The sequence below is a fragment of the Caulobacter sp. ErkDOM-E genome (assembly GCF_048541895.1).
Taxonomy (GTDB): Bacteria; Pseudomonadota; Alphaproteobacteria; order Caulobacterales; family Caulobacteraceae; genus Caulobacter.
Genome location: NZ_CP183331.1, coordinates 331,944 through 344,641, shown reverse-complemented (window position 1 = coordinate 344,641; position 12,698 = coordinate 331,944). Strand labels below are relative to the sequence as shown.

Here is a 12,698-nt window from a genome sequence, read left to right as displayed (position 1 = left end):
AGGTGAACCTGATCTGTGGCATATTCTTATCTCAGCCTTGTTCTCCAGCGCGGCTGTGTCACTCCGGCCGGGTTGCGAAACTTAATGGTTTTGCGGCTCGGCCGTTCGAGTTTTGGGGCTGCGCCTTGGCGACCCGCCTGGGGTTGAAGGCGAGGCAGGGGCTGGCGTGACGCCGGCCACGCTGGGCGCCACGGCGTTGTTCACCCTCCTTGCGTTAGCGTCGAACGGGTAGCTTGCAGCGCTAGATGGCGGGCATTTCAGGCGCTAGGATATTTGCCGATCCAATTGGATCGGTGAAATGCTCTAGTCTCTTGTTTTAACGCATTTTCTGACGACGAACCGGCGTCCACTGCGCCGGAAAATTCCCTAGTCGGGTATGCGGTCGGAGCGCCCCAGGATCTCGATCAGGCCATACTTGGCCAGCCAAAGCACGCCGCGCTCCAGGAGCACACGGCGCGGCGCGGGAAAGTTGGCCAGCAGATCTTGGACGCTGGTCTGGCGCTCGACGGCAAGCCGTTCGACCAGGCTGACGATCTCGGCCTCAGGGGGCAGGGCAAAGCCACCCTCGCGAGTCATCACCGAGCCGGTCGCCGCCTTGACCTGCGCCCAGGTGAGGTCCGGCCTGGCGCGGATCATCGAGGTGCCGGTCAGGAACTCGGTCGGATAGGCGGCGAACAGCGTATAGGGGTCCATCCGCCAAGGGTTGTTGACCAGATTGCGCGCCGCCGGCGTCGGGGCGGGCTCGGCCAGGCGTCGGGCGTTCATGGCGCCCCACAGCGCCTGGTAGCGGGGGATGATCCGCGCCCAGTCAAATTCCGTCACCGCCCGTTCCCGGGCCGCAGCGCCCATGCGGGCGCGCAGCTCGGGGTCACGGGCCAGCGTGGCGATAGCTTGAGCGGCCTGGTCGATGTCCACGACATTGGTCTGGCTGGTTGCGGCGACATAGGTTTCGTAATTCACCCAGTCATTGGCATGACGATAGGCGATGTCCTCACCGGTTCCGGGGCGGGGCGCGTAGGTGGCGATGCGGAAGCCGTCGATCCCGTGACGCACGGTGTCGCGGTAGCCGTCCCAGTCGGACACCACATTGGGCATGCCGGCAGCCATGGCCTCGACCGGGGTCAGGCCAAAGGTTTCCTGCACATTGTCCGACAAGGACAGAAAGATGTCGCCCACGGCCCAGATCGAGAAGCGGACATCGGGTTCCCGCCCGTCCAGGGCGATATACTGGACGCTGGGGCAACAGGCCCGGCTGTCATCGTGATAGCGGGCGGTCAGGTCCTCGGTCGGCGCCCAGCCGGCCACGACCCAGGCGAGCTTCTTGCCCGAGCGAACCGCCGCGCGCTCCAGGGCCATGGCCATCGGCAGGGGGTTCATCTTGGCGGCGGCGCTGAAGCGGCCGACATAGAGGGCCACGACCGTATCGTCGGCGATGCCGAGTCTTTCGCGCCAGTCTTTCTTCTGGGCCGGCGTGGTGATGAAGTCGGCGACATTGACGCCCAGCGGGATGACTTCCAGCTGGGGTCGGGTCAGCCTTGAGGCGCCCAGGGTCTGGGCGAGATAATCCTCGGTCGCTTCCAGCTGGCGCTCAACGGCGGCGCGGACAGCGCGTGAGGTGCAGATCAGGGCGTCCCAGGGTTTGACCGGAGCGGTCAGCAAGGCGCCGATGGCGTCCATGGCGCGAGCCGTCGCGGTCGTGTGAGTAATGCCGCAGATTCCGTAGGCCGCATCGCCGAGGACGCGCCGCGCCCAGGCCTCGCGTGCGATCTGCGGCGAACTGAGGCTGACAGCCCCCATCCGGGCAATACCCCGACGATCGCCCGCAGTCAGCCAGGTGACCGGCTTGGGGCTGGGCTCGACGGCGTCGACGAAGGCCTGCATGTCGGCGGCAGGCCGCCCGGCCACGTTCCAGAATACATGCCGCTCGACATCGGCATGCAGCCGAAAGCCGCGCAGAAAGCTCTCGCCTGCCGCGTGACGACCCATCAGGGCCTTGGTCTTGGTGTCGAAGGCTTCCGGATTGAGATAGATCGCCGCGTTTGACATGGGCCTGGCACTCACAACCCGATGGCCACGGGCCCCTGGGCGAAATCTGGACAAAAAAAGGGGGCCACCCCGAAGGATGGCCCCACAATCTTAGCTCTGAAGAAGAGCTCTTAGGTCAGAGCGATCGAGCTGAACGAGATGTCGGTCAGGTCCGAACCGGCCAGAACGATGACGTTGTCGAACGTCGTCGCCGCGCTGGTTTGATCGTAGAAGAAGAACACGTCGCCACCAACTTGGATGGCCACGTAGTCAACGTCCGTACCGTTCATCTTCACCGCAGCGGTCGCAGCAGCGGCAGCGTAGGTGTCTTCCGTGCCTTCGAAGTAGTTGCCGGCCGAGCCAGCACCACCCGCAGCCGCCGTCAGCACCAGCTTGTCGCCGGTGGCGAAGTCGGTGATCGAGTCAGCGGTCGGAGCAACCGAGTCGCCCGTCGCGAAGACGAACTTGTCGTTGCCGTCGCCACCGGTCATCACGTCTTGTTCGGTGCCGCCGGTGATGACGTCAGCGCCAGCGCCGCCGTCAATGGTGTCCTTGTCAGCGTTGCCGGCCAGGGTGTCATCGCCCAGATCGCCGAAGATCAGGTCGTTGCCAGCGTCGCCGGCGATGCCGTCGTTGTCTTGACCGCCACGGATGGTGTCGTTGCCGGCGCCGCCCAGGATGTCGTCAGCGCCGATGTTGCCCTGGATGTAGTCAGCGCCGGTGCCGCCGTCCAGATCGTCATCGTCTTGGCCACCGTAGATGGTGTCCTTGCCGTTGCCGCCGGTGATGTCGTCAGTGCCCTTGTTGCCTTGGGCAAAGTCGCCAGTGTCGGTCGCGAGCGCGCTGGTCAGGGTGACGGTGTCATTGCCTTCGCCGCCGAACACGGTGTCAACGCCGCCACCAACGGTGGTGATGATGTCGTTGCCGTTGTCGCCGTAGACCATGTCGTCGCCGTCGCCGCCTTCGAGGTCGTCAGCGTCGTTGCCGCCATAGATGGTGTCGTCGTCGTCGCCACCATTGATGTCGTCAAGGCCCGTGCCGCCGGTGATCGAGTCGTCGCCAGCTTCGCCCAGAATCACGTCATCGTCGTTGCCGGCGCTGATCGAGTCGTTACCGGTTCCGCCCTGGATGCTGTCAGCACCGGCAGCGCCGGTGATGGTGTCAGCGCCAGTGCCGCCGATAACCGAGTCAGCCACGGCGCTGCCCGAGATCAGGTCGTCGCCGGTGCCGCCGTCGATGGTGGCAGCGCCAGTGGCGTACAGGGCGTCGCCCTTGGTGCCGCCGGCGAAGGTGCCAGCTTGGCTCTTGTAGAGCGAACCGGCCGGGAAGGTGATCGAGGTCACGGCGTCAGCCGCGAAGGTCACCGACTGAGCGCCGTAGGTGAAAACGTCCTTGGCGGTCGAGGTCGCGGTCGCAGCGATCGTGGTCTTCACAATGCCGGTCGCGGTGGCGGCCTGCGTCGAGAAGATCAGGGTGTCGGTAGGAGTGAAAGCCGCCGCCTGCGTGGCGGTGATGGTTTCGAAAACGTAGGTAGCCATTCTTGTTCTCCAAAATCGTGTCAACGGGCCGCAAGACCGCCTGCGCCCCCACCACGGAGGTGGAGAACCTGCGTTCCTTAGCCGTACCTAATCGTTCCCCCGAGGGTGACGACCAAGGTCAAACAAGCCCGCGCTATAGTTATCTAATCAGCGGAAATTGCGCAACAGCCGAAACGCGCCGAACGCGTGGGTTTTCACGCGGCCTCCCCGCGCGATAAATTTGCAACAAAATCAACCGTCTGAAGCCACCCCCAGAGCGCGCTGCACCGTCTGGCCGCAGCAAGGAGGCGATTCCTCTAGGTTGAACCGGCGAAAGCGCCGCCGCTCAAATCTCGGAAAAGCTTCTGATCAGCGGCATAAATGCCTCGTAACAGAGCAACGTCTTCCGCTGTCGGATGGTCCCCAGGGCCCATTTCCCGCCCGACATGCGAGCGACGAGGCGTGATCGCCCGCTGAAAGCGGGGAACATCGAGAAAATCTGTCACACGGGCCAGAACACCGTCCGGATCGGCGGCCAGCGCGTCCGACCTCAGAGTCAGAACCTGCTGATGCGGAAATATAGCGTAGAGACGGGCAAGTTGCGCGCCGTAGAAGCCACGCTCCACATAACTATACTCGCGATGATAACCTGGGGCCTGCGGATCATCGACGCGGGCGCGGCCCTCGCGGATGCACCAGGCGAAGGGCCTGTCCTCGGCGCCGCGCGCGCTCCATGCGCCAGTGCGACCAGGCGCGCTCGGTCGGATCCCGAAACAGCAGGATCAGGCGCATGGCGGGATTATAGGCCGCGATGCGCTCCAGGCACCGAGGCCAGTAGGTGTAGATCGGCGTCGCTTCGCCCCGGACCACGGGATCGGGTCGCGAGAAAAGGGCGTGATACGGACGATAGTCCGGCGCGCTCCAGTCGACCGTCCGCTCGTCGTCAAAGAAGTGCGCTTCCTTGATCGCCGGCATTTCCAGCGCGGGATGCTCGACCAGATAGTCAAACAGCGCCGTGGTGCCGCCCTTTTGAACGCCGGCGATCAGAAACGAGACCTTTGGCTGCTCCATCGGCGCGTCCTCAGGATTCGCGCATGGCGTGATTGATCACATCGCCGATCGGACCCAGCAGGTAGGACATGATGGTGCGCTTGCCGGTCTTGATCATCACATTGGCCGGCATGCCCGGATAGAGCTTGGCTCCCTTGGGAAGCTTCTTCAGTTCGCTGGGGTCGATCTTCAGCTCGGCCATGAAATAGGTATCGCCGGTCTTGGGATTGGTCAGCGAGTCGGCCGAGACGTTGAGAACCTTGGCTTCAACCTTGGGAACCTTGAGCGAGCTGAAGGCGGCCAGATCGACCTGGGCCATCATGCCGGCGGAAACCTCGTCGATATCGCTGGGGCGCACCTCGGCCATCACCACCAGCGGCGCGTTGGCGGGCACCACATCCAGCAGGGGCTCGCCCGCCCCGGCGACCCCGCCGAGGGTGTGCTGGGTGAGGTTGAGGACAAAGCCCGCAACCGGCGCCCGAACCTCGGTCTGGCTCAGGGCGTCGCGCGCGGCGCCCAGGCGGGGATTGATGTCGGCCAACTGGCCGTCGGCCTGGCGCTTGCCTTCCGCCGCTTCGCTCTCGCGCTGTTGATACAGCGAGTTGAGCTGCAGCCGGGTCTCTCCGACCTGTTCCTGGATGCGGGTCATCTCCGACGCCATGGCGCCGCGACGGCCCTGCGATTCCGCCAGCGCTCGCTGCAGCCGCAGGATCATGGTCTTGGGCGCATAGCCCTTTTCATAAAGCGTCTGAAAGCCCTGCAGTTCCTCGCGGCTGAGGCGGACCTGCTCGTCGATGGAATCGATCTGGATCTGGGTGCCGGCCTGGCGTTCGCGCAGCTGGACGATACGCTGATTGAGGATCTGCGCCTGGCCCTCCACGGCGTCGAGCCTGGAGCGGAACAGAAACTGCTCGTTGCGCACAAGCATGGCCACCCGGGGATCACCCTGGGCGTTCAGCAGTTCGGCCGGAAGCACCATGGTCTTGCGCCCCAGGGACTCGGCCTCAAAGCGCGCCTGCTGGGCCAACAGGGCCTGCTGTTGATTGGAAAGAATCGCCACCTGGGCCTTGGGCACGACGTCGTCGAAACGCAGAAGCACCTGGTTGACCGCGACCTGATCGCCATCGCGCACATAGATGCCGCGCACGACACCGCCGTCGCGGTTCTTCAGCGTCTTGCGGCTGCTCTCGACCCGCACCTGGCCAGGCGCGATCACCGCGCCGAAGATCGGCGAGACCGAGGCCCACAGACCCAGTCCGATCACGAAGACCCCGATCACCACACTGCCCGCGATGATGGGCCGGCGCACATGGCGCTTCTGGGCGTCTGTCAGCGGCGCATCGGGACCGCCGACGACCGGCGGTTCCAGTTCGGGTTGAGAAACCTGGGTGAGCTTGAGGAAACGGTTCATGACTTTGCCTCGATCGCCTTGACCGCCGGCGAGGTCGAGACCTGCGCAGCCGCCTGGTTCTGGGCCGTGACCTTGCTCATGACCGCGTCGCGGGGTCCGTACATTTCAATGGCGCCGTCGCGCATCACCAGGATCTTGTCGGCCGAGCGGAAGATCGAGGGCTTGTGGGACACCACGACCACGGTCGCGCCCCGCGCCTTCAGCGCATCCAGCGCCGTCATCAGGGCCGCCTCGCCCAGAGCGTCGAGATTGGCGTTGGGCTCGTCCAGCACAACGAAACTGGGCTCGCGCAGCAAGGCCCGCGCCAGGCCGACCCGCTGGCGCTGGCCAACCGACAACACGACGCCTTCCTGGCCAAGATCAGTGTCGTAACCCTTGGGCAGGCGCAGGATCAGGTCATGCACCGCGGCCATCTTGGCCGCCGCAACGACTTCCTCATCGGTCACGTCGCGCGCGAACCGGGCGATGTTGTGGCGGACGGTGCCCCCGAACAACTCGGTATCCTGGGGGAGATAGCCGACGTGGCGGCCAAAGGCCTCGCGCTCCCAGGTAAAGACATCCGCGCCGTCCAGGCGCACCGCGCCGCTGGCGGGCTGCCAGATGCCGACCAGCAGGCGCGCCAGGGTCGACTTGCCCGCGCCCGAAGGGCCAATGACACCCACGGTCTCGCCGGCCGGAATCGTGAAGGATATGCCCCGCAGGAGCGGACGCGAGCCGTCCGGCGTGAAGAAGTTGACGCCCTCGACGGTCAACCGTCCGGTCGGAGGCGGCAGGGCGGTCGTAGGCCTTGCCGGCGTATAGCTGTTGAGCAGCTTGGTCAGTCGCTCATAGGACTGGCTGGCCTGGATGAGGTTTGACCATACGCCGACGGCCCGGTCGATCGGCGCCAGGGCGCGCGCCGACAGGATCATGTTGGCGAACAGCAGGCCCGGACCGATCTTGTGCTCGATGGTCAGCAGGGCGCCCAGGGCGACGATCAGGATCTGGATCGCCATGCGCACAAACTTGATGGCGTTCGACCAGACGCCCGCCTGGTCGCTGGCCTGAGTGCTGCGCTCAAGCGACTCCTTGCGGAAATGCCCCCACAGCGCGCCGATGCTGGGCAACATGCCCAGGGCCCGAACAACTTCGCTGTTGCGCAGCCCGGCGTCAGTGAAGCTGTAGCTCTTGAGCGCCGAGTCGCTGGCCTCTTTCAGCGACGTGCGCGTGACCTGGTCCTGAATGACCGCCAGGATCAACAGCACAACGCCGCCGATCATGGTCAGCCCGCCGACCCAGGGGTCGATGATGAACAGCACGATCATGAACAACGGCATGGTCGGCAGATCGAACAGGGTCAGCATTGGCGAGCCGGTCAGGGCCTGCCGGACCATGTCGAGATCGCGCAGCGCCTGAGACGTCACGTGACCCTCTCGGCGGCTGATGCCGTCGAACAAAGCGGAAAAGACGTGGCCCGAGACGCGCTGATCAAAGGTCACGCCGAAATTGATCAGGACCCGCGCCCGGTAGAAGTCGATGACCGAAGACACGGCGAAGACGAACAGCGCCCCGACCGTCAGCACCAGCAAGGTGGCGATGCTCTGGCTGGTCAGCACCCGGCCGTAGACCTGGTTGGTGAAGATGGGCAGCGCCATGTACAGGCCGCTGGAAACCAGCGTGAAGCCCGCAGCGAACGACAGCGAGCCACGCCCTTCGCGCAGCACGCGCATCAACAGGCTGTTGGTCTGAATCTTCAGGTTTGGTCGTTTCATGTCGGCCGCTGGTTCATCCCCGCCGTGAACCCGACCCCGTCGTGCTGACATCCGAACGGATGCAGGCCGGCGGCGATCTCTGCCTGACTGGACGGCGGCCCAGCCAAGCGGGCGAGAAATGATCCGCACATGAGATCATGTCAACGGTTTTCGCATCATATTTGATGATGTATGTTGCGCAAATGGTTGCAACCCGAACAGTCACATCGACCGACTACGTCAAGGGCGTGCTGAAGGCCGAGCTCAAGCGGCGCAACCTGACCTATGCCGATCTGGCGCGACTTCTGGCCGAACGCGGCGTTGCCGAAAGCGAGGCCAATCTTCGCAACAAGATCAGCCGCGGCTCGTTCACGGCCGCCTTTCTGTTCGAATGCCTGATGGCGATGGGATGCGAAAGCGTCCGGCTGGGCAAGACCGAATGACCGCCTGGAGCGCCGGGCTGACTGCGTGAGCCCGGGACTTGGGACCGTCGTTTAATGCAGCGTCTTCGCGCGAGCTGGATTGCACGTCGCTGGAAGCCGTTCTCACCGCGACCGCACCACCATGAAGAAGCCCAGCAGCATGACTGCGAACCCCAATGCAGTCTGTAGGGTCACCTGCTCGCGAAACAGGATCCAGGCCAAAAGCGGCACCAGGGCCGATCCCAGGATCGAGAATGGATAGGCCGTGCTGAGCGCGATGCGGGTCAGGATGTAGAACCAGAACAGCGCCGTCAGGCCGTACCAGGCGAAGGCCCCGATCAGCGGCGGATTGAGCAGGACCTTCTCGACCACGCCGCCGGTGATCGACCGGCTGTGGTCGGCGGCGACCTTGAACAGGATCTGGCCGATCGGCAGGGTGATCGAAAAGGCCAGGCACAGCAGGATGTCCTTCAGCGGCATCGGCGGCCTAGACCGCGCGCTTCTTGGGCCGCAGCAGCGGCCAGACGGCGGTGCGGGGTTCGTTCTCGACGTCGTAGGCGATGAAGTTGAGCACCATCTGCACGCCGATCAGGATCGGCAGAGCCGCGAACATGACCTGGCCCGAAGTGGCCGGGCGGGAGTCGGAAACGGCGTCGATCCAGCGCTCGACTCCGAACACCAGGCCAAAGACGGTCAGCGGCACACCGATCAACAGGTAGAGCGAGGCCACCGAAAAGTTGCGCAGCAGGTAGGTGTAGAACAATCGCTTCAGGAAATTGGAGACGTTCGAGAAGAAGAACGGAATGACGATCTTGCCGACGTCCATCTGGCTGACCTCGTCGCCATAGATCGCCGCCATCGGCACGTCCGCGACCCGGGCCCGCAGGGTGCCCAGCCGGAACAGCAGGTCGGATTCAAAGAAGTAGCGCTTGGACACCTTGTCCAGCCGCACCCGCTCGATCATCCGCGCATGCACGGCCGTATAACCGTTGGTCGGGTCGAAGACGCTCCAGTAGCCGGTTGACAGCTTGGTCAGGAACGACAGGCCCGCATTGCCGAACAGGCGCAGGGCCGGCATGCCCTGCAGGTCCTCGATATTGAAAAAGCGGTTGCCCTTGGCGTAGTCGGCGTCGCCGCGCACGATCGGATCGACCAGGACGGAAATCTCTGACGGGTCCATCTGGCCGTCGCTGTCGATCTTCACGAAGATGTCGGCGCCCAACTCCAGGGCATGGGCATAGCCGGTGCAGACCGCCCCGCCGACCCCCTGATTGATCTCGTGGCGCAGCACGATCACCCGCGGATCGGTGGCGTTGGCCTCGATGTGATCGCCCACCCTGTCCGGACAGGCGTCATCGACGCAGATGATCACGTCGACTTCCGGCCCTATGGCCGCGATCACTCCGAGCACATGGGCGCAGGACCGGTAGCACGGCAGGATCGCCGCGACCCGCGCGGCGGGCCGCTCGGTTGGAATCAGCGCGGCAGTTGGGGGCTTGGCCGTCATTACTGCGGCGGTCGAAGCGTCGCCGAGGCCGGCAAGGCGACCACCGCGATCTGGTGAATGACGAACTGGCCGCCCGGCTGGTCGTCCAGATCCAGGCGCAGGCCAGTGATTGTCGAAGCCGTCCAGTCGCCGCCGCCTTTGCGCAGCTTGGCCATGTCATAGACCATGATGGTGGTCTCGCCGGCCACAGGGTCGGCGCCGCGCAGCGGCTTGCCAAAGAAGCCCGACGTCTCGCCGTGGGCGGGCGTGCTGAAGAACAGCGAACCGTCCCACTCGCTCGCCTCCTTCTCGCGGGTCAACCGCACCACAACGCCATTGTAGCGCCCGCCCTCGATCGCGAGATTCTGAGGCGACCGGACGATCGTATCGATCGCCTGCTCGACGACTCGCAGGCCGCCGCCTCGGGCGGGCTCGACCTGGGCCGACGCGGCTACGAACCCCTCCGTCGATCCGTCAAAGCGCCACAGATGAGCGGTCTTCAGCACCGTGCCGTCGACCGTGAAGCGGCCGCTCGACTCGTCCCACTTCACCAGTTCGGCCGGGCGCACGGGAGCCGGTCGCGCTGGCTCCGCGGCAGGCGTGGCGGCGACAGGATCAGCCGGCGCGCCCTTGGGCTTGTCGCAGGCCGCGACGAACAGGCAGACCGCAGCCGCAAGAAGCAGGTTCGAACGAACGGTCACGCAGGGTCACTCCGCAGGTCGCCCTCGGCGCCGGCGCGGCGCAGCGAGGGGTCGAGAACGAGGTAGAACAGGCCGGTCACGGCCGCCAGATCCAGGAAGTAGAGATAGCGATAGTCGCACGCGAGCGAGATCACGAAGAAGCTCGCCGTGAAAGCCAGGCCGCCGAACATAAGCCCGGCGATCGCGAGGTCAGGTCCGTCCCGGCGCCAAAGGAGAAAGCCAGCGACCAGCAGCGCGATCACGGCGTAGGCCACATGCGAGAAGACCGGGGTACCGTAGAAATAGGTAGCGTAGTTGTGCAGCGACCAGTCGGCGGGATCGACGGCGTTGGTCAGTTTCAGACCGGCGACCAGGGGCTCGGGTCCGCTGACCCCGACAAAGTCGGGCAGGCAGACCTCCAGCTTGGGCGTCAAGAACAGCCAGCGGAACACATCCCACCGCTCCGCGACATAGGCGCCCGTATGCCTGGTGATCAGCTCCTGCCATTCCGCGCGAATGGCGTCCTTAGGCGTCGCCCACAGGGCCTTGCCCACGGTGGGGTCGGTGTCGAAGAAGTCCACCCGCTGGGGCGAATAGACCGCCACGCCCTTGCGAATGGCGGCGGCGCCGGCGGGATTGGCGGCCTCGATATGGGTCAGGGGATAGCTGGGGTCCCGCGCCACCGCACCCACGATGTCGTAGTGTTGCAGGATGCGCATGCCCACATCCCGAGTCTTGCCCGGGCCGATGCTTTTGGGTTGCGCGATCGCGCCCAGCACCAGCATGGCGATGATGGTGGCGACCAGGCCGCCAAAACCCCAGGCCAGGGCCTGACGCCAGCCGTCACGGAAGCGGATCGCGCCCAGGCTCAGCGCCGCCAGAAACACCACGACCAGACCGTTCTGGCGAACCAGCGCCGCCATGGCCAGGGCCAGCAGGGCTCCGCCCAGCGCCAGCCAGCGCGGCCCGGGGCGATCCCAGGCTGCGGGCAGTCGCGCCAGACAAACAAAGCCGGCGATGGCCAGGTTGGCGAACAGAACGTCCTTCCAGACGATGGCCTGATAGATCAGCACGATCGGGGAGAAGACCAGCAGCACCGTCAAGGGAACCGCCCACCATGAGACCTGGGGGCGGGTGGCGCGCAGCGCCGAAAGGCTGAAGAACAGAAGGGCCGCGCTGGCGATCACATAGAGGCCCGTTCCGGGTACGACCTCGTCGAAGACGCCCAGCAGCCAGGCGAACATCGCCGGGCCCCAGGTGGTGCGCACGCCCGAGCGACCCTCGGCCAATTGCGCCAGGGAGTCGTAAGACAGATGGCCCGGCAGATTCGCGCCCAGCATGAACAGCAGGCCGGCGATCAGGACGCCGCGCACGACCTGCGAAGCGTTCAGATTGAAACCCAGTCTTGTCATCGGATGCCCGCCCTTCATCGCTCCGGCTTTTAAGGTGCGTCCGTCTGCGTGCAAAGCGCGAAAAGCCGGTCAGCTTGGCAGGGTCGAAGTTTCGTGATCAGTACGCGCGATGAAGATCGACGGCATAGAGATCAAACCCTCGGGAACTGCTCCCGAGCAACTTGCCGCCTACAGTCAATTGCTGGGCCGAGTGTTCGGGCCCTTGCCGAAGTTCACGGTCTCGGCCCTGGAATGGCTTTATAGAGACAACCCCGAGGGCCCTGTCGTCGGCGCCGACGCCTGGTCCGGCGACACCCTGGCCGCCCACTATGTCACCATCCCCATGCGGACGCGGGTCCAGAACGGATCCGTGCGGGGCCTGCTGTCGCTCAACACCGCCACGGCGCCTGAATTCCAGGGCAAGGGCCTGTTCACGACCCTGGCCGACGCGACCTATACTGCGGCGCGCGAGCAGGGTTTTCAGGGCGTCTTCGGTTTCGCCAACGCCAACAGCACGCCGGGCTTTCTGCGCAAACTGGCCTTCCAGAAGGTTTGCAGCCTGGAGGCGGGCCTGCTTCTGCTGCCGCCGCGCCGCCTGGCCGACGCGCAGACCGGCTTCCAGGTCGACTGGACTCCGGCCGGTCTGGCCTGGCGCCTGGCCAATCCGGCCGCGAAGTATCGGGTGGCGCGGCAGGGTGATCTGCTGGGCGTCTGGGCCGAGACCGGCGTTCCGGGCCTGCGCTGCGCCGCCTTCCTGGCGGGTCACCCGGAAGTGGCGGCCACCGGCGGTCGGCCCTGGATCCCGCCGCTGTTCATCGGCCTGGAACCCCGACTATCCCTGTCGGATCATGGCTTCGCGCCAATCCCCGCCCGCCTGCGCCCCTCGCCGCTAAACATGATCTGGCGACGCCTGGATCCATTGCTCCCCGAGATGCTGGACCCCGCGACCACAGCGGTCAGCTTCCTTGATTTCGACCCCTACTGAT

The 12,698-nt window shown here is 65.2% G+C and carries 11 protein-coding genes; 2 read left to right on the top strand and 9 right to left on the bottom strand.

The annotated features are described in order from the left end of the window. Nucleotides 1-366: 366 nt before the first annotated feature. The 5 genes from ACN2C7_RS01735 to ACN2C7_RS01715 all read right to left on the bottom strand — a co-directional run bounded on the left by ACN2C7_RS01735 (nucleotide 367) and on the right by ACN2C7_RS01715 (nucleotide 7,754). Nucleotides 367-2,046: a glycosyltransferase family 4 protein gene (locus ACN2C7_RS01735; protein WP_419319475.1), complete on the bottom strand. Its 1,680-nt coding sequence runs from the start codon at nucleotides 2,044-2,046 to the stop codon at nucleotides 367-369. 110 nt (nucleotides 2,047-2,156) lie between these two features. Then, nucleotides 2,157-3,563, bottom strand: coding sequence for a calcium-binding protein (locus ACN2C7_RS01730; protein ID WP_419319473.1), 1,407 nt, complete (start codon nucleotides 3,561-3,563; stop codon nucleotides 2,157-2,159). A gap of 642 nt (nucleotides 3,564-4,205) precedes the next feature. Next, a complete protein-coding gene (locus ACN2C7_RS01725) occupies nucleotides 4,206-4,613 on the bottom strand; it encodes a sulfotransferase domain-containing protein (RefSeq protein WP_419319471.1) in 408 nt (135 codons plus the stop codon). 10 nt (nucleotides 4,614-4,623) lie between these two features. Then, nucleotides 4,624-6,003: an HlyD family type I secretion periplasmic adaptor subunit gene (locus ACN2C7_RS01720; RefSeq protein WP_419319469.1), complete on the bottom strand. Its 1,380-nt coding sequence runs from the start codon at nucleotides 6,001-6,003 to the stop codon at nucleotides 4,624-4,626. Beyond that, nucleotides 6,000-7,754 carry a type I secretion system permease/ATPase gene (locus ACN2C7_RS01715; RefSeq protein WP_419319467.1) on the bottom strand — a complete coding sequence of 585 codons (1,755 nt, stop codon included), beginning with the start codon at nucleotides 7,752-7,754 and terminating at the stop codon, nucleotides 6,000-6,002. Before ACN2C7_RS01715 ends, ACN2C7_RS01720 begins: the two co-directional genes overlap by 4 nt. A 182-nt stretch (nucleotides 7,755-7,936) precedes the next feature. Here ACN2C7_RS01715 and ACN2C7_RS01710 point away from each other — a divergent pair, with 182 nt between their 5' ends. Then, complete coding sequence (locus ACN2C7_RS01710) at nucleotides 7,937-8,176, top strand: DUF6471 domain-containing protein (RefSeq protein ID WP_419319465.1); 240 nt, start codon at nucleotides 7,937-7,939, stop codon at nucleotides 8,174-8,176. Between the two features lie 102 nt (nucleotides 8,177-8,278). On the opposite strand, the gene ACN2C7_RS01705 is transcribed toward ACN2C7_RS01710, so the two are convergent. Genes ACN2C7_RS01705 through ACN2C7_RS01690 form a run of 4 tightly spaced genes read right to left on the bottom strand, consistent with a single transcriptional unit; the run spans nucleotide 8,279 to nucleotide 11,733 of the window. Next, nucleotides 8,279-8,635 (bottom strand): hypothetical protein, encoded by a 357-nt coding sequence (locus ACN2C7_RS01705; protein WP_419319464.1) that lies wholly within the window; start codon nucleotides 8,633-8,635, stop codon nucleotides 8,279-8,281. A gap of 7 nt (nucleotides 8,636-8,642) precedes the next feature. After that, complete coding sequence (locus ACN2C7_RS01700; protein ID WP_419319463.1) at nucleotides 8,643-9,662, bottom strand: glycosyltransferase family 2 protein; 1,020 nt, start codon at nucleotides 9,660-9,662, stop codon at nucleotides 8,643-8,645. Then, the gene (locus tag ACN2C7_RS01695; protein ID WP_419319462.1) at nucleotides 9,662-10,342 is read right to left on the bottom strand and encodes a hypothetical protein; all 681 of its coding nucleotides are present in this window, start codon (nucleotides 10,340-10,342) and stop codon (nucleotides 9,662-9,664) included. The genes ACN2C7_RS01700 and ACN2C7_RS01695 overlap by 1 nt, the downstream gene beginning before the upstream one ends. Next, the gene (locus ACN2C7_RS01690) at nucleotides 10,339-11,733 is read right to left on the bottom strand and encodes a hypothetical protein (protein ID WP_419319461.1); all 1,395 of its coding nucleotides are present in this window, start codon (nucleotides 11,731-11,733) and stop codon (nucleotides 10,339-10,341) included. The genes ACN2C7_RS01695 and ACN2C7_RS01690 overlap by 4 nt, the downstream gene beginning before the upstream one ends. A gap of 109 nt (nucleotides 11,734-11,842) precedes the next feature. On the opposite strand from ACN2C7_RS01690, the gene ACN2C7_RS01685 reads away from it, so the two are divergent. Then, on the top strand, nucleotides 11,843-12,697 hold the full coding sequence (locus ACN2C7_RS01685; protein ID WP_419319460.1) for a GNAT family N-acetyltransferase: 855 nt from the start codon (nucleotides 11,843-11,845) through the stop codon (nucleotides 12,695-12,697). The last annotated feature ends 1 nt before the right edge of the window (nucleotide 12,698 follow it).